The sequence below is a fragment of the Legionella sp. JM-2024 genome (assembly GCF_055389095.1).
On sequence record NZ_AP039388.1, the window covers coordinates 2,599,578 to 2,622,930 of the forward strand.

Below are 23,353 nucleotides of genomic sequence, written 5' to 3' on the forward strand. Positions count from 1 at the left end.
AATCATGTTGTTTTTGGCCCCAGATGTTCCAAATAAAGTAGCAATTACTCAGGAAAATAGAGCAATAACCTTTGATGAATTAACTCATCAAGTCTTAGAACGTTCGAAGCAATTCCAAAAACTTCCCAAAGCCATCATTATCCTTCATGCAACACCTGGCATTGAATTTGTTATTGAACTATTAGCCTGTTTAGAAATAAATCGACCCATTGCCCTCTTCCCTAATTTCATTTCAGAAGAAGAAAAGCAAACAAGACTTGCTCTTTTAGGTACCGCTGTAACGATAAATGAAAAAGGTGAATTACAAAAATTATATGAAAATAAAACAATCAACCCACATCCTCAGACAACACTTATCCTCTTCACTTCAGGTAGTACTGGGCAAGTCAAAGCAGTTCAATTATCAAACACTAATATAAAAGCCAATTGTGAAGCTGTCATCAAGGCACTGGAATTTAAAAAGGTTCAAGATCAATTGCTATTTTTACCTTTATCTTATTCCTTTGGTCTTCTAGGTCAACTGCTACCTGGTTTAATGTCAGGGCTTAGTACTCAACTTATCACTCAATTTACAGACATCAAAATGCTTATGGAACAAGGCACCATCCCTCAAATGTGGAGTGGCGTTCCTTCTCACTGGGTAGCTATCAGTGCCATGGCAAAAAGATACCCTGATAGCGCAGCTAAAATTGCTGCTATTATTTCTGCCGGTGCTCCATTACCTATTACTTTAAGGGCGGATTTGAAGCAGATATTTCCCAACGCCATCATTTATAACAATTACGGTTTAACAGAAGCCTCTCCAAGAGTTCTGACTTATTCCAGTGAAGATCCTCTTTTTGTAGAGAATTATGCAGGTTATCCTATTGGGGATTGGGAGATCAAACTTTCTTCCGAGCATGAATTACTAATTCGTGGCAGTCAACTGATGCTGGGTTATCTTGGAGAAAAAGAAAGCACTAAAATTCAAAATGGCTGGTTGTTTACCGGAGATATTGCTGAAATATTACCCAATGGATTAGTAGCAATTAAAGGGCGTCGCGACAACATAGTCAATATTGGTGGTGAAAAAATTAACATCTCTGAAATCGAACAAAAGATTTGCCAAGTCGATGTGATAAAAGAAGCGATCGTTCTACCTGTGGAAGATAAGATTTACGGGGTACGCCTGGTTGTTTGTATCGAAAAAAATTCGCTTCCATCCTCCATTTCCGAGCAATATTTAACAGAGAAAATACAAAAGCATCTGCTGCCCAAGAAGTTACCTATTAAAATACATCTCGTTCCAACCCTGCCCAGAAACACACATGGGAAATTAAACAGGAACGCATTGGTTTTAAATATTGACGGCATTGATAATAAGGAAAAAGATAATGCTAAGTAATCGAATTGAACAAGTACTAGAACGAATTGGACTAACCAATCTTCCTGAAAACAAGCATGCAAAACTTGAGCAAGGAGGGTTAGACAGTTTGATGCTGGCCTTATTAATCATAGAATTGGAACGCGAATTTGAAATTAAAATCCCTGTTATCCCACTGGAAAAAGAACATTATGAATCCATCCACTCTATTGAAGAATATCTAATTCATTTGGGGGCAAAATGAATATCTTAATTACTGGTGGCTCTTCTGATATTGCACAAGCCATCGCCCAAAGACGCGACAAACTCGGGGATAAAATCATTATTACCTGTTCGAATGACACCAGCCTTAATCAAACACTTGCAATATATCACCAGCAAAACATAGCAGTGAAAGGATTTGTTTATAATTTTTCGGACCCTCAAGCTTGTGAAAACGATCTGGAATCCATCTTACAAGAACCATTGGATGGTATAATACTGAATGCTTTCACGCGGGTTACCCAACTACGTAAATTACATGCCTTACCCTATCATGCTGTGCATGGCTACCTGGATAGTAATCTCAATGGTAACATTTGGCTTATCCATCGTTTATTGCCTTCTTTCCTAAAAAATAAATTTGGACGACTCATCCTCATTTCCAGCCTTTCAGCAATAACTGGAACCAGCCGATACCCTGCCTATTGTGCAGCAAAGGCTGCTCTGGAAGGATTATTTTTAAATTTGGCTGTTGATTACAGTGCTAACAATATCTTATCCAATATAGTGCGTATAGGCTTAATTAAAACCTCGAGAACGGAACAATTCTGGAAAAATCCAACGTATCAAGAAAAAGTAACACAAATCATCCCACAAGGTACCATGGGAAAACCAAATCAGGTTGCTGAAGCAATTGATCCTCTCCTCTCGGAAACCTCCTTCATGACAGGCTCAATCATGACAGTTAGTGGAGGCCTACCCTTAATGCGCTCAGAAGGATTATTGTCATGAATTTTTTCCGTTCCGAAAAGCCCATCTATATCAAGGGGCCCTTTGTGGCTCTCCCGGAGAATATCATGAGTAACCAGGACGTTCTCAATTGGATGAATAGCACCCAAAATCCCGCGGTGATCGGATTTTCAACAGGCATTAAAAACAGGCATTGGGTTAATGAAGAGGAAGCTTGCAGCGATCTGGCTGTGCAGGCAGCTGAACGATTGTTTGCCGAAAAACCGAAGGAAAAACATAAGATTAATCAAGTGATTCTAGCCACTATCTCTGGGGATTATCCCTCTCCGCCAAGCAGCCCCCTTGTACAATATAGACTTGGACTACAAAACGCCGGGGCTTTTGATATAGGGGCTGCTTGTGCCGGCTTTGTTGTTGGCCTGCATACAAGTGCCGCCTTGGCACAAACCAATTCGGGTACTGTTTTGCTCGTAGCCAGTGAAATTCGCTCCAAATTCTTAAATAAAAATAATTTCGCAACCAGTGTTTTATTTGGTGATGGCGCTGCAGCGTGCTGTATTTCTCAGGATAAAGAAGAGGCTGATTTTCGTTTTATGGCTTCCGCTTTGTTTGCTGATGGTGAAGTAAGCGATGCCGTCTCAACTCCAGCCGGGGGCTCTCGATTACCCGCTGCATTTTGTAAGGATACCGAGCAATTTTATATCACTATTAAAGAAAGTACCGCCTTATTTGTAAAAGCAGTTCATGGCATGGCCGATAGTGCTAAAGATTTCCTAAAAGAATTAAATCTGACAATTTCTGACATCCAATGGCTCGTTCCTCATCAAGGAAATAAAAATTTGGTTTTGTCTGTAGCAAAACAATTAGGCTTTCCTGAAGAAAGAACCATAAAGACTGTTGAAGAAACTGGGAATACCTCAGGTTCCAGTGTAGGGATCGCTTTGGATCAACTGAGATCCCATGGTGCAATCAAATCCGGTGAGAAAGTACTTTTGGTTGCGGCAGGTGGTGGTGGAATTGCAGCCTGCGCTTTATTGGAAGTTGTCTGATTTGACTTCGCCGTAGATTGGGGTATTTTGACCCATAGCCGTCAAGTAAAGATTGTTTATTCATATATATCCACTATCCGTTCGGGCTGAGGAAGCGCTTGAGCGCTGTCTTGAAGCCTTTTTGGTCTTGACGCAAAGGCTTCAAGACAGCGTAAACGCCTCCTCAGCCCGAACGAACAGGGGTAAGGTGATAATCGAAAAAATTTCAAAGATCGTCTTGTCTGTTTTTATATATAATTCAACTTGTTAAATTAAAAATCTACTCCCTTAGCTTGACGGATCTGGGTAAAAATGCACCAACCTTACTACAAAAAATAGAACAAAAAGTAACAATCAAGCTTGGGTAAAATCGTATAGATCTTTATACGTATGGAAGTTCATCGCATCTTCTTCAGTAACTTGTAATTGATACTCTTCGCTAAGGATAGCCAAAAGTTCAACAATTTTTAAAGAATCCAGATGTAAATCTTCTATTAGTGCCGTATCATCATGAATTTCGTCAGATTTGGAACCAGACAATTTGCTGATAATATTTTTTAATTCTTCATCAGTAATTTTCATCAATACCCCTTAATTTGAAATGATCTCATCTTGCAGCGCAAGATAATACCATGCTACTAAAGAACTTAAACCTAATGTGAGCAATATAATCGCCAGAGAATATTGACCATATCCTTTAAAAACAGCAATAAAACCACTGGTCAGTGCGGCGCTTAAATCCTGCATGCTGGCATATAAGGCTCCCACCGTTCCAGCCATTTTCGGAAAAGGATGAAAAGCGCCGGCAAAAGCATTGATAAAGGTAAATCCTGCGCCAGCGCTGAATAATGCAATCGGAAACATTATAAAATGGACTTGTGACCAACCCAGCATAGTGATAATTAACAAACTCAAACCACCTGCTATCATAAAAAGAACCCCCATACAAACCATAAACGCTATTCCTTTGTGCATGACTAACTGACTATTTACTATCCCGCTAAAACATATAGCGCCAGCAATAAAAAACGTTAAACGTCCAAATTCCAGGGGACTTAAGCCTAATACCCCCTGAAATAAAAACGGCGCGATGGTAAGATAGGAAACCATTCCGGCAAAAGCAAAACAAGCACAAAGTGTGTACCCTAAAAATGCTTTGCTGCGTAATAGAGTAAAATAATTCCTGGCCATAACCTGGATTTTTGTTGCTTCAGGGTTTAACTGTTTATTGGTTTCAGGAAGAATACTAAATGCCAAAATCCAAACGAAGACTCCAAAAACCAATAAGAAGAGAAAATTAGCTCTCCACCCTGCCTGTTCTTGAATGAATCCTCCTAAGGTGGGGGAAGCAGCCATAATAAAAATACTGACAACACCTACATAAGAACCTATTTTAGCCAGTAACCGATCTGTAAATAAGTCTCTGACTAAAGAACGCCCCACAGAATTACAACAGCCAATGCCAAAACCTTGAAGAAATCGCCCTAATATTAATATACTTACAGTGGGAGCAAGAAAACAAAGCAGACTCCCCAATATGCTTAACCCAACTCCAAACATTAACGGCGGTTTGCGTCCAATTTTGTCCGATAAAGGGCCATAAAAGACGTGAGAAATGCTTAAACCAAACATAAAAATAGAAATCGTCAACTGAATTGATGCCTCTGTGCTGTTAAATGCTTTGGTAATAGCTGGAAGAGAAGGGATATATTGATCGGTCGTTGTCTGCATCAGAGCCATCAGCATTAAGATAACAAAAACCAGCCAAAGATCTATTTTTGGGGTATTCATTTGACTGGTTTGTACCTGATGCATCAAATATCCTTAAGAGCATTTTTATAGAAGGTCATAACAATATCATTATTTACAATCAAAACAAAAATATTGGAGAATATAAATTGCAACACTTCTATCACTGCTGCTAAAGGATACCTATGGAAATTAATTTAATGGTTTTTGCTTCCCCACTTTTCTTAATACTCATTGGAATCGAATACTGGGCTGCCCATTATAAAAAAACAAAAATCTATCAATTAAATGATTCAGTAAATAACTTCAGCAGCGGTATTCTTGAAGAAATTGGCGCGCTCCCAGTCCGAGGCCTTCTCATTTACAGTTATTATTATTTATATGAGCATTACGCCATTTTTAACATCAATCCTCAATCCTTTTTTTCCTGGTTTTTTTTGTGGCTCGGCGTCGACTTTTTCTATTACTGGTACCATAGGGTAAGTCACAGAAATAGTTTCTTTTGGGTTGGTCATTCGGTTCATCATCAAAGTGAGCACTTTAATTTATCTGTTGCTTTAAGACAGGGTTATTTCCAGACATTAACCTCCTGGGTATTTTATTTGCCTCTGGCACTGATTGGGTTTCCAACCTGGATGTTTGTAATCGTCGCTTCTATCAATACCATCTATCAATTCTGGATTCATACGGAATCCATCAGGAAAATGGGCTGGTTTGAAACAATATTTAACACCCCTTCTCATCACAGAGTACATCATGGCAAAAACTCCCAATATATTGATAAAAACTATGCAGGAAGCCTAATTATTTGGGATAAACTGTTTGGTACTTTTGAACCGGAAAATGAGCCAGCAGATTATGGAGTCACAGAACCATTGGACTCATGGAATCCTTTTTATGCCAATATCAAAGTGATTAAAGATATTTTGTATTATGGTAAAGGGCTTAAGAATAAATGGGACATATTACGTGCATTCTTTATGCCTCCGGAATGGATAATTCATCGACTACAACAAGAAAATTCTCCGGTTTCAAAAAAAATAACGGTTCAAAAAAATACTACCTCACCAGCAATATACCTGCTGATTAATACTGCTTTTGCCATTTTTTTATACACTTATTTATCCCTTATTTTTGACTCAGCCATTTTGGCATGCTGGTTGATTGGAGCATTAATTTTACTGACTCTTTATCTGCTTGGCCGAGTTGCAAATGGTAATGGTCATATTGGGCCTATAGAAATACTCCGAGCCACTCTGGTGTTTTTGATTCTTCTTTTATTGAAAAATACTCTATTGTTTTCCCTTAGCTTAAGTGTGGTGTTTTATCTCATCCGTTATGTCCTGCTGACTCCTTTTCCTTATAAAAGAGTGGCATCCCTTACTAATGAGTAGCATTGTTGGTAATGATTGGCATTCTAAGTATTAGAGATTATTTGTTTTTTCAAAATAAACCTCTTGCATAGCAAGCCTCTTGTACTTACACGACTTGTATATTGCAAGAGGGATAAGGCATTGTTTCTAAAAAAATTCTATTTATAATCACACCTTTGCCTGAAATATTCCGCGAAGGACTGCATAATGAATAGCATTTCAAACAAAGTGCAAATCGAATCCAATCTCCAATTTGATCCCGTAACTAATGTTCTAAAATGGGTTTTATTAGTTACTGCAGTGATTTGCTTCCTTATACTCATCTGGGGTACCGTTAAAACATACCAATTGGTGCCTCCTTTGCCGGATAACTTTGTGACAACCACTGGTGAAACGGTGATGACCTCCCAGGATATAGTTGAAGGAAAAGCGGGTTTCCAGCGTGCAGATTTAATGGACTATGGCAGCTTATATGGTATGGGTTCCTATTTTGGCGAAGACTATACAGCAAAATATTTAGTGCGCTTGGGAGAACTGGTTCAGGCAGAATTGGCCAAGATTCATTTTAATAAAGTCTATTCTGAATTATCAGAAAGTGAACAATACATTATTAGTAAAGAAATGAAAAACTCCTTGCAACACATTGATCTCAATAAAAAAACAAGCATATTGACACCTGCTATCGCGACATCAATACGACAATTGCAAACCGAAATCAGCCAGACATTACTGAATCATAATTTTAAGGCAGGTTATACCCAAGCCTATAGCTTAAATTCTGATACGGCACTTAAAACGGCGGACTTTCTTATTTATTCCTCTTTAACTACGATAGCTCGCCGCCCAAATCAAAACATATCCTACACCAATAATTGGCCATACGAACCAAGTGTTGGCAACACACCATCAGCAGGAACTTTTTATTGGACTTGGGTTTCATTTTGTTTTGTTTTCATGGGATTTGGCGTAGTTCTCTATATTTATCATCGTTATTTAAGTGATGTTGATCATGGACCTATGGAGCCTATTTTTTCAGGTTTCAAGCCATTAACTGCAAGTCAGCGTAAAGTAGGACAATATTTCATTGTTGCAGCGATGTTTCTTTTGATTCAAATTGCAGTAGGCGCCATTATGGCTCATTATTATGCGGAACGCGAAAGTTTTTATGGCATTAATGTCAATACCTGGTTACCTTTTAATTTTCTTCGTGACGTTCATATCCAAACTCCTATCATCTGGATTGGGCTTTCATGGATAAGTGCAGGCATATTTATGGCACCAATCATTAGTGGTAAGGAGGCGAAAGGACAGGGTTTTTTGGTCGACTTCCTGTTTTATGTCACTTTACTTGTAGTCGGTGGCGCTATACTTGGCAATTATCTGGGTATTATGGGTTATATTGATAAAGCCTGGTTTTGGCTGGGTAATCAAGGCTTATCCTATATACAGTTAGGAAGACTTTGGCAAATTGGGTTTTGCACCGGACTTTTTCTTTGGAGTTTTATTGTTTTCAGAGGTATGTGGCCTACATGGGAAGGATTGAAACAAGCTACCATTGAATTCTGGACAGGTCGAATCAAACTTGAAAACCTGTTTTGGGCGAGTACTATTAATGTCGCTGTTTTATACTGTTTTGGGATGATCCCCTTAACAGGTATTGAAAAATCATTCACTATAACAGATTTTTGGCGTTGGTGGGTTGTGCATCTATGGGTTGAACAGTCTTTTGAGTTTTTTGCGGCTTGTGCTACTGCTTACGTGCTGATGGGAACTGGTTTAGTCTCTAGAAAAGCAGCACAAAGAACAGTTTTCTTCGAGTCTATTTTGATTTTCTTAGGTGGAGTGATTGGTACAGGCCATCACTGGTACTGGACAGGTACTCCCGAAATGTGGATCCCTCTGGGATCCATGTTTTCTTTTATCGAGGTCTTACCTCTAGTTCTTCTTATTATTGACGCGATTGAACATAGACAGCTGATTAAAAAACAAGGAGTATTTACATACAATTTGGCTTATCTCTATATACTGGGGGCTGCATTTTGGAACTTCGTTGGCGCCGGTGTATTCGGAGGGGGAACAATTAATGCACCACTAATCAATTATTACGAACATGGAACATTCTTAAGTTTAAATCATGCCCATACTGCTTTATTTGGAGCATTTGGACTCCTTGCTCTGGGGTTAATCTATTTTTGCTTAAGATACGCTGCTGGTGAAAATAAGGTTTGGAGTGACCGATTAGGTATTTTTGCGTTTTGGTTATATAACGCAGGACTCTTTTTATGGATTGTCTTAAATTTTTTCCCAATTGGCTGGTCACAATTAATGGACGTATACGAGCATGGGGTATCTCATGCCAGAAGCCTTGAGTTCTATAACACGACATTACTATGGCAATGGCTTCGTTTTCCTGGAGATGTCGTATTTGCTTTAGGCGCTCTTCTTATGGCCTATGATTTTTTTATTAAAATTCGACCTTTCTTCCCGAAATTTGCTCGTAGTCATCGCTTTATAAATGACTCTCAAGAAGCATCAGTGCCCTAGTGAGACAAGATTTCATACATTATGGCTTGTGAGAGGCAAACGTATGCAATACCACAACAAAATAAAAGAGTTTGTGCAGAGTTGAATTTCGTTAATGAAAAACTGGGGGTGCTCAATTGTGTGCCCAACATTATTCCCGTTAATAAAATCAGGACTTACGCAAAATTCCAAGATCGAGACAAAAAAGGTTTTTAATGAGGGAGTTTAGATAAACTAAATGACCGAATTAAAAACATTTTTTAACAAAGAGATTGGGATTTTGCGTAAGTCCTAAAAATTACACTTGCGCTAAATATGGGCGTTCAAATACCTTAGAATGGACATTTCCATCTTTTTGCTCCTCAGGCAAAAATCCGGCAATTTGAGCATCCCACATCGATTTATATAAGCCATTTTTCTCGATTAGCTCGTCATGAGTCCCATCTTCTACTATGACACCTTTATCAAATACTAATATTCTATCCATGTTAAGAAGCGTTGAAAGACGATGTGCTACTACTATGGTCGTTTTCCCTGTGCATAATGACTGCAAGGATTCCTGGATATATTCTTCAGTTAACGAATCCAGTTGTGAAGTTGCTTCATCTAAAATCAAGATAGGAGTATGATGTAAAAACGCTCGCGCAATGGCAATTCTTTGTCTTTGCCCACCTGATAGCTTTGTGCCTCTTTCTCCTACTATGGTATTAAACCCTTGAGGTAAACAATGAACAAAATCCATGCAATTTGCCAAAAAAGACGCCTTATCAATATCCTCCTTTCTGGCCTCTTCTTTCCCATATTGAATATTTTCTAACAAGGTACGATGAAATAGATTAGTATCCTGAGGGATCATGCTGATTGATTTTCTCAAGGAATATTGAGTGATCTTGCTAATGTCTTGATTGTCAATCAATATCCTCCCACTACCCACCTCAAAATAACGAAGAATTAAATTAATAAACGTTGTTTTGCCACCACCTGAATAACCTACAAGTCCGACTTTTTGTTTCGCCGGTATCACTAATGATTTATTGGTAAATAATTCCAGGCCGTCTTTGTGACGAAAGGTCACATTCTCGAAACGAATTTCACCTCGCAACACGTTCAACTCTTTTGCATTCGCTTCATCTTGAATCTCTATGGGTTGAGATAATATCGTTAATGCTTGTTTTACTATCCCTATTTCTACAAACAAATCACAAAGCGAATTACTGAGATTCCACATTTGATTCATAATGGCAAATGAAGTAGTGAATATAAATACAACATCTCCCGTACTGATTAAATTTCTTTGCCAGAAGCTAACTACTGAACAAACCATTACGACTAACATAATGCTGACTGGAACATCGACTAAAAGACGAAAAAAATTGATGAAAAGAACCAATCGCTTATTACTTTGAACTTCTTTATTTTGTGTTTTCCAAACGTATTTTTTTTCATATTCATTTTGAGCAAATAATTTTACGGTATTAATATTATTCAAAGAATCAACGATTTTTCCTTTCAAAATGCTTTTATCTTCCGCATTAGCTCTTGCTAACTTATTTATCTCTTTTGCTGAATAAAAACTGATAAATAATTGGATGATGATCCAGCTCAATAAAATGAATGCAAACCAAGGATTAATAGTGAGCATTAAAACGATTGAAACCAGGATTGCTGCAAAAGTAGTGTTCAAGTTGCAAGAAACAATTTTACGAATTGCCTCTAATGATCTGGGTATATCACTTATTTTATTTGCTAAATTACCCGCTAATTGGTTAGAGAAAAAATGATGTGAGTGTTGAATTAAATAACCAAAAAGAGTCATGCGAATATTAGCTTGAAATTGAGGAACGAGATAAGCTTGCCACCAATTATGTAAACGCAAAACCAAGATAACTCCAAACCAGGCACATCCTCCCAAATACAATGCGGGAGCAATGTCATGAAATATAGTTTCTTTATCGCCCTGATGATTTGTTATCCCATCAACAATCATTTTTAATGAATAAGGTATGACGTTAGTTTCAAGCACCATTACTACTGGAGCTATAAAAAATAAAGCATAAAGCCATGGACTGTTTTTAATGAAATACCAGGAGAAATGTATGATAGTATTAGGTAGTCGTTGTAAGTCAGACATATTCACATCCTTGTAAAAAATCTGGAACTTCTTAACTTAAGATATCAAAGCTGCATGCAAAGAGTAAGCGTTTTTAACTGATCAGTTGATAAATTGATCGGGCAATAAAAACTAATAATCAATGTGATTGATTTTTGATCTTAAAATATTCACGAAGGAGAAAATGTTAAGGTATGCTAAGCCATAAAATTGAGAAGCAGCATATGAGGCTAATAAACCACACCGTTGATCTTAATGAGGCCCAGTCCAACAAGTAAAACAAATGATAAAACAATCGAGATACAACATATCCGATTGCTAAATATTGGATCACTGAGGAGACTGTATGGGTAACTAATGCAGTGAGGGCTGCCGTAGCAAATATCAACAAGGACTCAAATGAGTTTTGATGTGCTGCAAAAGCTCTTGCTCCAAATCCCTGAAGACGAGCTTGCTGCTCCCGAGGATAATTATTGTCGTAACCACCGGCTTTATGCATAGCATATCCAACGGGGATTTTCGCCAAGTAGGGTAATAATACAGCGATAAACAAGCAAACAATGATAGTAAACATAACCTAAGAGTCTTCCTGACATATCAAAACAACTGACAAGTATATTAACGAGATTGTTCATCCAGTTCAACCAATTAAATCTTGTTTCAATAAACTCATGAGCAGATAGTTTATTAAATTCATTTCCATTGAAATCCCGCAATTTTTTTCTGAAGACTGTTACCTTAGATTTCAATAGAAACGAATATACTATGAACTCTGTTTAATTAAGATTGATGTTATTACAATGACTGGTTACTATTAAAATGAATAGTACTCTGTAAAAACGGAAATAACGGAGAAATAAAGTGAGTGATATCAGTCGTGGTGATATTCAGGTAAAGGGTTTTACTGATCCGGAAATGGATTTTCAATTAATCCGCCAATTAGGCTCTAGTACCTACAGAGCATCCTCCGTGGGCGAATGTTTAAATATCGCCAACACAATGCAAACAAATGACCCTGAAGAATGGGTAAAACAGTTTGAACGTCTGGCGGAGTGGCAAAAAAAGGATGGTTTGGAACGCATGGTTAAAGATCACGTCATAAGTGGTCGAGAACAATTATTTAAAGCATCCAATTCTTTTCGCGCCGCTGAATATTACTCACCCCCATCCTCAGAACATCACAGAAAATTAGGTTTAAACTCAGCAGATTGTTTTGGTACTGCAATCGCAAGCATGGATGTCCATTTTGAGAATCATTCCATTCCTTATAAAAACATCAACCTTCCATCTTACTTTATCTCCCCCGCCAATGATGGAGAAAAACGAGACACAGTAATGATAGTCAGCGGTTTTGATGGCACTCTAGAAGAAGAATTCCTCATGCGCGGATTAGCTGCTGTAGAACGAGGATACAACGTGATTCATTTTGCGGGACCTGGTCAAATGGATGTCTTCAGGAAATACCCAGACACTTGTTTTGAAGCTGATTTTGATCAGGTAGTTAAAAGAATCATTAATTATTTTGAGTTCAGACAAGAAATCAATATGGCTAAATTAGCGTTAATGGGTATTAGTTTTGGCGGCTATTTTGCAACCCGTGCAGCCAGTCATGAGCCTAGAGTTAGAGTTTTAATCGCCAATTCACCTATTCTGGATTTGCATGCTTATATGTGTTCATTTGTAAAATTGGATCCGTGTGACATGCCAGATTCAGAGGACTTTAGTATCAGTGACATACCATCCATACCTAATGAAATCATGCCTCCACAGCTAAAGGCGCAAACAGAGCATCTAATCAGAAGATTTGGGCAATCTACTTTTAAAGCAACATTTAATTATTTAAAAACATTTGCCGTAGGTGACTCTTTAAGAGATATTAAAATTCCTTGTCTCGCGTTATTAGGTAGTGGTGAAGGAGGAGAACCCAGAAAGCAATTTCAAGAATTTTGTAAAATAACCAATTCAGAACAATATGAATTTAGTGATTTTGAAGGCGCCGGAAGTCATTGCCAGGTGGGTAACGTTTCTTACTCTAATGCAGTAGTATATGATTGGTTAGACAAAGTATAAACAATCATGTGGATCAATTCGTAAAAAGACAAGAAATCAGGTTTTATTCATGCACCATAGAAATTAGAGGAATTTTTACCATGTCACCAGATGATTCAAAGAAAAAATCAAAAGGACACATCGTATTGTCTTCACATCCGGCGAGTCATACAGAGGCACCTTTAAAAATCAAATGGGGAGAAGAAAATCCTAAAAATAGAGGGCCTGTTATTGCATCCCTAACCAATATCAAAAATCGGAATGCTGTAGGAACCCATTCAGGGTCTTATTCCGTCTATAGAGCTTTAGCAGTAGCAGCCGGTTTATTGGATCCAGAACATGTGCCTGATTTAAGTGATACGATGCCACCTGTCGCCATAGGACCACATAAACAATGGAGTGAACAGGGTAAAATTGTGTCTCTGGATCCCTGGGGGCATCTCGTAGCTTCCACTTTCTCTGAGGAGATAAAAGCTGGGTACGACATCAGACCAACTATTGCTGTCACCAGAGCACATATCAATATCCCGGAATTGCATATCGCAATGCAAAAAGGCAGGCTTAAACCGGATGGAAAAATTTTAAGTGAAACAGGTGATGTAGTAGTCACAAAAGCTGCCATTGAACCTGTCTGGTACCTGCCTGGAATAGCAGAACGCTTCCAAATTTCAGAATCTTTGTTACGGCGCACTCTTTTTGAACAAACAGCAGGAATGTTCCCTGAGCTGGTAACTCGTAGCGATTTAGATGTCTTCTTACCGCCTATAGGAGGATTAACAGCCTATTTTTTTGGTGATGTGACGACCATCCACAATCCAGAAATTGAATTGACTTGTCGCATTCATGATGAATGCAATGGCTCTGATGTCTTCGGTTCTGACATATGTACCTGCAGACCCTATTTAGCCCATGGAATAGAATTATCCATTGAGTCTGCACAAAAAGGAGGAGCTGGTCTTATCGTTTATAATCGCAAAGAAGGCAGAGCACTTGGCGAAGTTACCAAGTTTCTGGTTTATAATGCGAGAAAAAGACAAAAAGGTGGAGACACTGCCGCCAAATACTTTGAACGGACTGAATGCGTTGCTGGTGTACAGGACATGCGTTTTCAAGAATTGATGTCAGACATTATTCATTGGTTAGGCATCACCAAAATTCATCGCTTTGTTTCCATGTCTAATATGAAATACGATGCCTTACTTAAATCTGGAATAAATGTGGTTGAAAGAGTAAAAATTCCGGATGAACTCATTCCACCCGATGCCAAAGTAGAAATTGATGCGAAACGTGCAGCGGGCTATTATTCACCCGAAGGAATTATTGATATCAACGAATTGGCTAAACCAAAAGGACGCGCCCTTCATGAATAACGAAGAACAACAAATACAAACTGTTCTGCACACTCTTCGCGATCCTCGTACCATTCGTACCCAGTCACATCGCATCTTAAATGCAGCAAAACAAGATCAATTAGAATATTTTTCACTGAATCCTGAAAAAATGGCAGCAACCGCATCCTATATAATTGACGTTATAACCAACCGCTACCCTAATCTTGATATTCCATATCATAGCCGATGGCGTCATTTTGAAATGGACAACATCGATCGGATCAATAATTTACGCAAACAACTTGAGCCAATCTCCCCATCATCATGGGGCAAAATGCTTTACGAATTGACCATCATAAGCGTTTTTCTGGATGCTGGTGCAGGATCATTATGGCGTTACAAAGAGACAGCCTCAGAAAAAGAATACAGTCGTTCTGAGGGTTTAGCATTGGCCAGTTTATACTTATATGAAAATGGGGTGTTTAGTGCTGATCCAACAAACCCTTTTCGCGTAGATGCTGAATGCTTGCTTGCATTCAAAGAAACTGACCTCATAAAAAATTTTCAGGTAACACCAAGCAATCCATTAGAAGGCATTACTGGACGAGTGTCTTTGATTAATCGTCTTGGAGAAATAATTAATAGTAATGGGATATATTTTAATAATAAAGGACGTCTTGGCGAATTTTATTCCTATATCGAGTCCTTACAAACCAACAACACACTTTCTGCTATTCAATTATTCGAAGCGACACTGGATGCTTTCAATGACATATGGCCAGTTCGATTATTATATCATGGAATCTCTTTAGGTGATGTTTGGATCCATAACTCATTAAAAACTGAAGAGCCAGGCTCTGAGTACATACCCTTTCATAAATTATCGCAATGGCTAACTTATTCATTAGTAGAACCATTAGAACAAACAGGAATTCATATTACTGATTTGAATACTCTCACCGGGTTGCCTGAGTATAGAAATGGTGGTTTACTAATTGATACAGAATTATTAAAAGTAAAGAAAAATGAGATTTTACAGCAACCTCAAGATCCTGGTTCAGAGCCCATAATAGAATGGCGTGCTTTAACAGTGGCATTGCTGGATGAGCTGGCAGTTCTAATCAGGCAGCAACTTAATATGGATGCAGAATCTCTCCCGCTAGCCAAAATACTACAAGGGGGTACTTGGGAAGCCGGAAGACGAATTGCTCGACAAAAACGAATCAATGGAACTCCTCCCATAGAAATTATCAGTGACGGTACAGTTTTCTAATAAGGAATAACAATGGATCTAAATCAAGTAGTAGTTATCAATCATCCTTTAATTCAGCACAAACTCACCATAATGCGCAAAAAAGAAACAAGCACAGTGAAGTTTCGCATGCTAATGCACGAAGTGAGTATGCTGTTAGCCTATGAGGTAACGCGTGATTTGGAAATGGAATACGAAGAAATAGAAACCCCCTTGGCAACCATGCAATCTCCTGTTTTAAAAGGGAAAAAACTTGTTTTTGTATCGATATTACGGGCAGGTAATGGCTTGCTGGATGGCATGTTGCAGTTAGTTCCTACCGCACGAATTGGCCACATAGGTCTCTACCGAGATCCAAAAACCCTGGAAGCAGTTGAATACTATTTCAAATTACCTGAACACACACAAGACAGAGATGTGATTGTTGTCGATCCTATGTTGGCTACAGGAAATTCAGCCATTGCTGCTGTTAAAGAAGTCAAAGCCTTTCATCCTAAGTCAATTAAATTTCTTTGTCTCCTGGCGGCTCCTGAAGGAATTTCCAACTTCCATGGAGAGCATCCTGATGTCCCAATATTCACTGCTGCTATTGATGAACAACTCAATGACCATGGGTACATTGTTCCCGGTTTGGGAGATGCCGGAGACAGATTGTACGGCACAAAATTAGCTCATTAAGGCTAAACTGCCGCAATTCCAGTGTAGTACGGATTCATGATAGGCCGAAATAACAAAAAGAGTGTCTTACTATTTCAACAATAGACTTCTTTCGAAACTCGCTGCCATGAGAGAAGTGCGAGGAGAAACAGAGCACAGAACCGAAATGTATACGTCAGTACATGAGGATTCGAGCACCGTATCGACGAAGCAATTCTCCATGGCAGTAGAGTTTCGAAAAAGTCTAATAACCGTCTGCGCAATTTTGACGAGGAAATGTCAATGTAGTCCTATCTAATAACTCTACGAGGGAGCGAAGAATGTTAGAACTGAATGCTAAAGAAATTGCAATAATTAAAGCCATTCACCGAAATCATAAAAAGCTATTGGAAAATCAAATGATAACGCATTTTGGCGTCTATTTTGAGCAATCAAAGCATCCTGAAAAATTGTATTCCTGGATAGAAAAAATTGAAGACTCCCGTCTACTGGCAAATCACTATCTGGATACTATAGCTCTTAGTCGAGCACCCAGCACTATTTCCACTTTGGAAAAAGAAACGGCAGGCTCATCCTACTACTTTGAAAAAGTAAAACAGCTTATTCCAGAATCAATAAGAAATTTTCTTTCTGATATCAGCTCCCCAAACGATAATACACTATTCAATTTTGTAGCTGCAGAAGTGTTTTCTGCAGCCTTGGGCAAATCCATTACTGATATATTATTCGATTATTTCAATAATGAATTCCTGGGAGCTCCAGAAGATGCTCAAAAAGAATTTAATAAAAATCTGGAAAAACAAACTGAAATATCCAATCTAATAAAGAAAGAATGCGAGCGCATCTCCATAGAAATTATCAAATTATTTCATTTTAGAGAGATGCTTCTCCTTGGCAAAATAAGCAAATCTCCCATTGAACCCAATGCCAGACAAGAGTTCATTGACAGAGCTAAAATTTCAAACCAATCTACCGAAACAGTTCACTTAGCCATCGAAATCTATTTCGCTCGCGAATTGAGTAATATTTTTAACTCTGGCTTTAAATCATTTTACCGAGTACATGATGTAGAAATTCAAAGTGAACATCAGTCTCCTCTGGTCAAATGGATCAATCAAATGTCAGAATCTGAAAAGATTCGCTTGGCCTTTACTCAAGAAATCCAATTAAAATTCATGCTGTTGGCAAAAGATTTTTTGCTGGAAAAAATGAATCAGCAAGGAGTATTAGCCAGATACCCTATTATTTTTTCACTCCTTGCAGGAGTTATACTTGCTCCAATAGTAGGTGTCACTATGAGCATCATTACTGGAGGAGCATTTTTATGGGCAGTAGCAGCCCTATCCATCCTTGTGTTTGCTCTTGCCAGCATAGGCACCCATCTCCTAATTGGTAAGCTTAGCGCATTAACCTATAAACGCTCCACAGACAATAGATCCCACATTCAGCAATCGATTGATATGATAAATGGAGAATTCCTGCGCTTAAAAAAAGAAAGCTCACTAAAAAAAGAAACAACCAGTGAGATTATTGAAAATACAAGAGATTTTCAAAAAATTAACCAGAATTTTCTTTTAGTCACTGTAGGTAAAGAGGTGGCGAGAGGCTCAGTATCCGGATGGTTAAGAGAATACGCCTCTCGATACAGGCACAGTAAGGCCATTGAAATTGATTTGGGAGATGAATACAAAGAATTAATTACACAAAGTAGAATACAAACTCAAGAACTCATTCGTTCAATTAATCACAAAAAATCTACATTATTAAAAAAATGGATTTTTGACACCATGACCTATTTACGAAAAGAAGAACATCATTCAGTGATTGAAGAATTCGAATTGATTCCAAAAATCAAAGAGCAAGTCCTTGAAGTTGTCAGCCAGCTCAATTACATTCCTCCCGAGTTATTGAAATTTTATTCCGAATCTAAAGAAAAAGGCGGCCTGGAAGGAAATGAATCCGATTTTTCTCATATAAAACGCTTTACTCCCAATTATGAAAGGGATAAACCGCAACACAATCCTTACAGTCATTTATGCGATACTGCACTTAATTTGTTTAAAAAATATGAGCCTTTGTACGCTTCTAATTGTATATTTTTAGGAGACCCCGAGTACCGACAAATGTTGGGTATTGCAAGAAGAGATCAAGGAGAACCTATTACCGCTGAAAATATTAATATCTATCTTAATAACTCTTACGCCTTTTTACTATCACTTTGCCATAAAATCAAACCAGGATTAGGGCTTGATCCTCTGCAACAATCAACACGCGTTACTGATGAATTTATACTTTACAGAATGTTATTGCTAAAGCAACTCGCAGCTATTTCAGAATCCGATAATAAAGAAATAAGTAATGAAGTCAAAATTAAAATCAGGCTGTTTATTCAAAAACACTTTAATCAGGATACTAAAATCATTTTTGATGATCTTGAAAATCAAATGTTCTTGTTAAACAAAGAAGACCAGAGTTCCCGAATCTATAAAAACAACGATCATTTTGAAGTATTAGATACTGAATTGGATAACATTTTACAGGCAATCAGTCTTGATATAGCTTATAACTCCAAGAATTTTACCTTCATTGATGTTCTAGGTTATTTTATCGATACATTTTTAAAAGAACTGGGCACCCAACCTGCAGCAATATTTGCCTATGGAAAAGCTGAGCAGGAAATAAATCCTCAAGGTACGAACTATTATCTTAAAACTCTTACTCAATATTGTGAAAATACTGATGCATTTTTACAAAAATATAAAACCAATAAAACATTAACTGCCACAAATATTCTCGATTGCTATAAATATAATATCAGTTTGCAAGTGTATCGAACTCAACTTCGAATTGTTAGCAGCATAAAAGACATCAATAAATTAAAAGCTACGTCTGAGACTACTGAACAAATCAAACTCTTGCTCAAGTCCTTTCAGCAACTTAGTGAATTTGCCAAAAGGCATTGCTATTCATTAAAATATGATTCTTCTTGTTACAAATTGTTTAAATTGATTGACACCAAAACCGCACAACCCAATTTATCCCGTGAATGGATAAAAAAACTTGATGCGAAAGAAGCGCTCATTTATATGATGGACAATCTTCCTAATCAATTAGAACTCTCATTGGGTAATAACGCCTCTATGATGTTTTTTAGTCCAGTAAATCGAGATAAAAAAGAAGAACAGGACAACTTGGAAGAGCACATAGTCAACACAGATTTGTTACCACATTAGGTACTTTAACCTATCTTCAGAACTTATGAAAAATTCCAAGTGGAGGCAAAAAAGATTTTTAATGAGGAAGTTTAGACAAACTATTGTAAATTAAAATGACCTATTAGACCTCTTGCATAACCTGCCTCTTTTATTTTATTGCTGTGTTGTAAAGGTTTCTGCGATGCTCATTTACTCTATGTAAACTCCACTCCTCGAAACTTTTACGCCTTGCACTAAAGCAAAATATTCAGGTTATGCAAGAAGTCATTCAAAAAAACTACGTGCCTCGGCTTGATCCTGAGGTATCCAGATTGATTTATGGATACCGTTGACAAGCACCGGTAGGTCGAAATAAGGCATTTAAAATTCAAATCACTATAAATAACCGAATTAAAAACCTTTTTTAATGAAGAGATTGAAGTTTTTCGTAAGTCCTGTTCTTAAAAAGTTACTTTTTTGCTAACTCTCTTAAAACAAAATCCTACAACTCACTGGCATAAACGTTTTTCGTTTCCAGCTCCTCTTTTTCTTGCAACTCGAATTGAGTTTTCTGGTAATCCAAAGACTGTTGCCATTTGGAAATAATAATAGTAGCTATTGCATTACCTATCATATTAATAATGGACCTGGCCTCGTTCATAAATTTATCTATGCCCAAAACGAGCACAACACCTGCTGCCGGGATGTGCCCAATAGTAGCCAACGAGCTGGCTAATACAATAAATCCACTTCCTGATACTCCAGCTGCCCCCTTGGAACTAATGATCATGACTCCCAAAAGAGACAGCTCTTGCCAGATTGTCAAATCAGTATTGGTAGCTTGTGCAATAAACATAGCAGCCATCGTTAAATAGATCGCAGTTCCTGCCAAGTTAAAAGAATAACCCAAAGGCAAAACTAAACCGACTACAGACTTATCACATCCAAGTTGTTCAAGTTTTTGCATCAAACTCGGCAATACGGTCTCAGATGAGGCTGTAGCCCAGACAATTACAAGCTCATCTTTTAAATAACGCAATAAATGCCAAATATTAATTTTGCAGTACCATTGCAAAATGGTTCCCAAGATCATCAATATAAAGAGAATGGAGGTTAAATAATAACAAGCTAGTAATCCAATTAAGTTAAATAAAGGACCTATTCCAAATTTCCCAACACTAAATGCCATTGCTGCAAAAGTTGCTGCAGGTGCCATATACATCACAAAATGGATGATTTTAAAAAATACTTTGGATAGTGTTTGCATGCCTGCGACCAACGACTTCCCTGTATTACCAGTTAGAATCAATCCTATAGCAAACAATATTGAAATAAAAATAACCTGAAGCATTTCTCCATCTACAAAGGCGCTGACAAAAGTTCTGGGAATAATATTGATAAGTAAATCAGAGATATTGGTTATCTTTTGTGTGCCTCCCAAGTATGAGCTGGCTTCCGCAGCATTTAATGAATTGGGATCAATATTCAAACCAACACCAGGTTTAAAATAATCTGTTGCTGCAAGACCTATAAGCAAAGCAAAGGTTGTAATGAGCGTAAAAAACAGTAATGCACCGCCTGCCAGACGCCCCACTTGCCTCATATCGTTCATCGCGGCAATTCCGGAGACAAGAGTGAGGAATATAATAGGAGTAATTAACATCTTGATGATTTTGATAAATACATCAGCAATAGCTTTGAATTGTATCCCTAAATCCGGGAAAAAATATCCGAGTAAAATACCAAGGAAAACGCCTAGAAGAACTTGCACATATAATTTTTTTAGAAAAGTCATTTTTACACTCCAGGTCGTTTTTCCATAATAAAATTATTCAAAAGCAAATCTTGAAGCTCTAAAAATTCATTTCTTAGACAAATCATTATGACATGGATAATTTAATTTACTCAAGATATGATCAATATTTATATAAATTTTAAATATTAATTATTATTACAACAAATTGAAGATATTTTGAAAAATTAAAATATAGATTCAATGACTTAAGAACTGGATTGACACATCATTCTTTCTCTGACATAAAATCACGACTCAGGGATAATCCTGGCAACCGTTAGAAATTTATGGTTAAGGACTGTTATATAAAAACAAACCATTTTCGTCATTACCATTACTGATATCACAAAGCCAATCAATAATTAATATACTTGAACCAAGAAGAGGGTTGTAAAAATTGACGTGAAAAGTAGCAGTATTGTCTTCAAAAACATTTAAACGACTAGAAACAGACAAAAACACTCCTGGGGTATATTCAAATATTTTACTTGTAACAGTAGTCACTGTATCTCTCAATTGACCATTAATTCTGGATCTAAAATGTAAATATTCAGTGAAATTAAGTCTTGTTGAAGCACCATCTAAATTTTGTACCAATTGGCTCTGGAGTGCTGGGTCTGTTATTTGGCATCGATCTAAACGCAGGATCGCCTTGACATCATCAGCTCTTTCAACTGCTGTAACCAATTGCTCAAAATTAGTCAATAAAGACGTAACAGCATTGGCATACCCAGTGAATAAAGACAAATAAAGTAACAAAAGAAACGAATTCCATTTCTTCATAACTCTCCCCTCTTATTCATCATTTATTTAATGCATAAGATTAATTATTATATAAAGTGTAATATTAATAAACAGTATTCGCCAGAAAATTTCATTATTTATATCATTTATTGGTTTAATGAGTTCATTAGGATGATAATATGAATATGAGACTCGAGGGCTAAGTCCACTGATGTTAATTTTGCAACAGCAAGCATGGTACACGCGAGAAACATCAGAAATCTCGAGGTGCAACGCTGAATTGCATCGCTAACTTTTGTAATGACGACTATACTTAATGCTAGTATCCTTGCGCTGAGCCCTCTCTTCGACAATAGAGATTGATACTTATTTAACTAAAGAGAAAAGATGCAGAACCTATCACATTTTATTGATTACATCCTTCATATCGATGTTTATTTAAATGCGTTTGTATCAACCTATGGATTTTGGACCTATCTTGCTTTATTTGCCGTAATTTTTTGCGAGACTGGCCTCATTGTTACTCCCTTTTTACCAGGGGATTCTTTATTGTTTGCTGCAGGAAGTATCGCTGCTCAGCCTGGAAATCCCATGAATATCATGATCCTGTTTGTCTTGCTATTTATGGCGTCAATACTAGGTAATCAATTGAATTTTCTGGTTGGACGAATAATAGGTCCGAGCATCTTTAGTGCCAAACGTTCCTGGTTACTCAATCCAAAACATTTGCATGAAACGCATGCTTTTTACGAAAAACATGGTGGTAAAACAATAATATTGGCTCGCTTCATCCCTATCATTCGTACCTTTGCACCATTTATAGCTGGAGTTGGTGCTATGCGATCCTTACATTTCACACTCTTCAATCTGCTTAGCGCTACACTTTGGATTGGGAGTCTTCTAAGTCTGGGATATTATTTAGGATCTATACCATTAATCAAAGAGAACTTCTCATTAGTGATTTATGGAGTCATTGGTATTTCACTCATGCCTCCAGTCATCACATTAATTAGTAGAAAAGCTATTTCCTCAATCAAAAAGTAAGCAATTTAAAGCATATACTGTACAGTATAACTGGTTATTCTACGTATCAACTTTATCCACTTCCTTATGGTCTGTTTTGCACCATTATAATCCAAGCCGCGACCATAAGGGAGCGAATGCATAATAACCGTCGTGAACGACTACAGGATTCGAGCACTGTATAAACGCTATGCATCCCCGCTTTCGCTGG

18 protein-coding genes are annotated in these 23,353 nt (G+C 37.5%); 12 read left to right on the forward strand and 6 right to left on the reverse strand.

From position 1 onward, the window contains the following. Nucleotides 1–4: 4 nt before the first annotated feature. The 4 genes from ACZ5EK_RS11330 to ACZ5EK_RS11345 are packed head-to-tail and all read left to right on the forward strand — an operon-like array spanning nt 5 to nt 3,363. A complete protein-coding gene (locus ACZ5EK_RS11330) occupies nt 5–1,384 on the forward strand; it encodes a class I adenylate-forming enzyme family protein (RefSeq protein ID WP_464429677.1) in 1,380 nt (459 codons plus the stop codon). Further along, nucleotides 1,374–1,607, forward strand: a complete 234-nt coding sequence (locus ACZ5EK_RS11335; RefSeq protein ID WP_464424609.1) for an acyl carrier protein — start codon at nt 1,374–1,376, stop codon at nt 1,605–1,607. Before ACZ5EK_RS11330 ends, ACZ5EK_RS11335 begins: the two co-directional genes overlap by 11 nt. Continuing rightward, nucleotides 1,604–2,356, forward strand: a complete 753-nt coding sequence (locus ACZ5EK_RS11340; RefSeq protein WP_464429678.1) for an SDR family NAD(P)-dependent oxidoreductase — start codon at nt 1,604–1,606, stop codon at nt 2,354–2,356. Before ACZ5EK_RS11335 ends, ACZ5EK_RS11340 begins: the two co-directional genes overlap by 4 nt. Then, the gene (locus ACZ5EK_RS11345) at nt 2,353–3,363 is read left to right on the forward strand and encodes a 3-oxoacyl-ACP synthase III family protein (protein WP_464429679.1); all 1,011 of its coding nucleotides are present in this window, start codon (nt 2,353–2,355) and stop codon (nt 3,361–3,363) included. Before ACZ5EK_RS11340 ends, ACZ5EK_RS11345 begins: the two co-directional genes overlap by 4 nt. A gap of 333 nt (nt 3,364–3,696) precedes the next feature. Here the strand turns inward: ACZ5EK_RS11345 and ACZ5EK_RS11350 are convergent, their stop codons facing one another. Further along, nucleotides 3,697–3,924, reverse strand: coding sequence for an acyl carrier protein (locus tag ACZ5EK_RS11350; protein ID WP_464429680.1), 228 nt, complete (start codon nt 3,922–3,924; stop codon nt 3,697–3,699). A 9-nt stretch (nt 3,925–3,933) separates the two neighbouring features. Then, nucleotides 3,934–5,157 (reverse strand): multidrug effflux MFS transporter, encoded by a 1,224-nt coding sequence (locus ACZ5EK_RS11355; RefSeq protein WP_464429681.1) that lies wholly within the window; start codon nt 5,155–5,157, stop codon nt 3,934–3,936. A gap of 119 nt (nt 5,158–5,276) precedes the next feature. Here ACZ5EK_RS11355 and ACZ5EK_RS11360 point away from each other — a divergent pair, with 119 nt between their 5' ends. Both ACZ5EK_RS11360 and ACZ5EK_RS11365 read left to right on the forward strand, forming a co-directional pair. Beyond that, a complete protein-coding gene (locus ACZ5EK_RS11360) occupies nt 5,277–6,485 on the forward strand; it encodes a sterol desaturase family protein (RefSeq protein ID WP_464429683.1) in 1,209 nt (402 codons plus the stop codon). A 186-nt stretch (nt 6,486–6,671) separates the two neighbouring features. Beyond that, on the forward strand, nt 6,672–9,008 hold the full coding sequence (locus ACZ5EK_RS11365) for a nitric-oxide reductase large subunit (protein WP_464429684.1): 2,337 nt from the start codon (nt 6,672–6,674) through the stop codon (nt 9,006–9,008). A 277-nt stretch (nt 9,009–9,285) separates the two neighbouring features. Here ACZ5EK_RS11365 and ACZ5EK_RS11370 read toward each other — a convergent pair whose 3' ends face one another. Both ACZ5EK_RS11370 and ACZ5EK_RS11375 read right to left on the reverse strand, forming a co-directional pair. After that, nucleotides 9,286–11,118, reverse strand: a complete 1,833-nt coding sequence (locus ACZ5EK_RS11370; protein ID WP_464429685.1) for an ABC transporter ATP-binding protein — start codon at nt 11,116–11,118, stop codon at nt 9,286–9,288. A gap of 166 nt (nt 11,119–11,284) precedes the next feature. Continuing rightward, nucleotides 11,285–11,671: an MAPEG family protein gene (locus ACZ5EK_RS11375; RefSeq protein WP_464429686.1), complete on the reverse strand. Its 387-nt coding sequence runs from the start codon at nt 11,669–11,671 to the stop codon at nt 11,285–11,287. Nucleotides 11,672–11,958: 287 nt separating this feature from the next. Here ACZ5EK_RS11375 and ACZ5EK_RS11380 point away from each other — a divergent pair, with 287 nt between their 5' ends. From ACZ5EK_RS11380 to ACZ5EK_RS11400, 5 genes are all read left to right on the forward strand, one after another. Then, nucleotides 11,959–13,167, forward strand: coding sequence for an alpha/beta hydrolase family protein (locus ACZ5EK_RS11380; protein ID WP_464429687.1), 1,209 nt, complete (start codon nt 11,959–11,961; stop codon nt 13,165–13,167). Between the two features lie 80 nt (nt 13,168–13,247). Further along, nucleotides 13,248–14,516 (forward strand): GTP cyclohydrolase II, encoded by a 1,269-nt coding sequence (locus ACZ5EK_RS11385; protein ID WP_464429688.1) that lies wholly within the window; start codon nt 13,248–13,250, stop codon nt 14,514–14,516. Then, on the forward strand, nt 14,509–15,750 hold the full coding sequence (locus ACZ5EK_RS11390; protein WP_464429689.1) for a URC4/urg3 family protein: 1,242 nt from the start codon (nt 14,509–14,511) through the stop codon (nt 15,748–15,750). The genes ACZ5EK_RS11385 and ACZ5EK_RS11390 overlap by 8 nt, the downstream gene beginning before the upstream one ends. A gap of 12 nt (nt 15,751–15,762) precedes the next feature. Then, on the forward strand, nt 15,763–16,407 hold the full coding sequence (gene upp / locus ACZ5EK_RS11395; RefSeq protein WP_464424629.1) for a uracil phosphoribosyltransferase: 645 nt from the start codon (nt 15,763–15,765) through the stop codon (nt 16,405–16,407). A gap of 299 nt (nt 16,408–16,706) precedes the next feature. After that, nucleotides 16,707–19,619: an MgtC/SapB family protein gene (locus ACZ5EK_RS11400; RefSeq protein WP_464429690.1), complete on the forward strand. Its 2,913-nt coding sequence runs from the start codon at nt 16,707–16,709 to the stop codon at nt 19,617–19,619. A 463-nt stretch (nt 19,620–20,082) separates the two neighbouring features. Here ACZ5EK_RS11400 and dctA read toward each other — a convergent pair whose 3' ends face one another. Together dctA and ACZ5EK_RS11410 are read right to left on the reverse strand one after the other, a co-directional pair. Next, entirely contained in the window at nt 20,083–21,375 is a 1,293-nt protein-coding gene (gene dctA / locus ACZ5EK_RS11405) for a C4-dicarboxylate transporter DctA (protein WP_464429691.1), read from the reverse strand. Between the two features lie 291 nt (nt 21,376–21,666). Continuing rightward, nucleotides 21,667–22,158 carry a hypothetical protein gene (locus ACZ5EK_RS11410; RefSeq protein ID WP_464429692.1) on the reverse strand — a complete coding sequence of 164 codons (492 nt, stop codon included), beginning with the start codon at nt 22,156–22,158 and terminating at the stop codon, nt 21,667–21,669. A 348-nt stretch (nt 22,159–22,506) separates the two neighbouring features. Between ACZ5EK_RS11410 and ACZ5EK_RS11415 the strand changes: the two genes are divergently transcribed. Next, the gene (locus ACZ5EK_RS11415) at nt 22,507–23,163 is read left to right on the forward strand and encodes a DedA family protein (protein WP_464429693.1); all 657 of its coding nucleotides are present in this window, start codon (nt 22,507–22,509) and stop codon (nt 23,161–23,163) included. Nucleotides 23,164–23,353: the final 190 nt, after the last annotated feature.

Coding starts and splice junctions, on each gene's coding strand:
- ACZ5EK_RS11330 (WP_464429677.1), top strand. CDS start 5: ATGTTGTTTTTGGCCCCAGATGTTCCAAATAAAGTAGCAATTACTCAG.
- ACZ5EK_RS11335 (WP_464424609.1), top strand. CDS start 1,374: ATGCTAAGTAATCGAATTGAACAAGTACTAGAACGAATTGGACTAACC.
- ACZ5EK_RS11340 (WP_464429678.1), top strand. CDS start 1,604: ATGAATATCTTAATTACTGGTGGCTCTTCTGATATTGCACAAGCCATC.
- ACZ5EK_RS11345 (WP_464429679.1), top strand. CDS start 2,353: ATGAATTTTTTCCGTTCCGAAAAGCCCATCTATATCAAGGGGCCCTTT.
- ACZ5EK_RS11350 (WP_464429680.1), bottom strand. CDS start 3,924: ATGAAAATTACTGATGAAGAATTAAAAAATATTATCAGCAAATTGTCT.
- ACZ5EK_RS11355 (WP_464429681.1), bottom strand. CDS start 5,157: ATGCATCAGGTACAAACCAGTCAAATGAATACCCCAAAAATAGATCTT.
- ACZ5EK_RS11360 (WP_464429683.1), top strand. CDS start 5,277: ATGGAAATTAATTTAATGGTTTTTGCTTCCCCACTTTTCTTAATACTC.
- ACZ5EK_RS11365 (WP_464429684.1), top strand. CDS start 6,672: ATGAATAGCATTTCAAACAAAGTGCAAATCGAATCCAATCTCCAATTT.
- ACZ5EK_RS11370 (WP_464429685.1), bottom strand. CDS start 11,118: ATGTCTGACTTACAACGACTACCTAATACTATCATACATTTCTCCTGG.
- ACZ5EK_RS11375 (WP_464429686.1), bottom strand. CDS start 11,671: ATGTTTACTATCATTGTTTGCTTGTTTATCGCTGTATTATTACCCTAC.
- ACZ5EK_RS11385 (WP_464429688.1), top strand. CDS start 13,248: ATGTCACCAGATGATTCAAAGAAAAAATCAAAAGGACACATCGTATTG.
- ACZ5EK_RS11390 (WP_464429689.1), top strand. CDS start 14,509: ATGAATAACGAAGAACAACAAATACAAACTGTTCTGCACACTCTTCGC.
- upp (WP_464424629.1), top strand. CDS start 15,763: ATGGATCTAAATCAAGTAGTAGTTATCAATCATCCTTTAATTCAGCAC.
- ACZ5EK_RS11400 (WP_464429690.1), top strand. CDS start 16,707: ATGTTAGAACTGAATGCTAAAGAAATTGCAATAATTAAAGCCATTCAC.
- dctA (WP_464429691.1), bottom strand. CDS start 21,375: ATGACTTTTCTAAAAAAATTATATGTGCAAGTTCTTCTAGGCGTTTTC.
- ACZ5EK_RS11410 (WP_464429692.1), bottom strand. CDS start 22,158: ATGAAGAAATGGAATTCGTTTCTTTTGTTACTTTATTTGTCTTTATTC.
- ACZ5EK_RS11415 (WP_464429693.1), top strand. CDS start 22,507: ATGCAGAACCTATCACATTTTATTGATTACATCCTTCATATCGATGTT.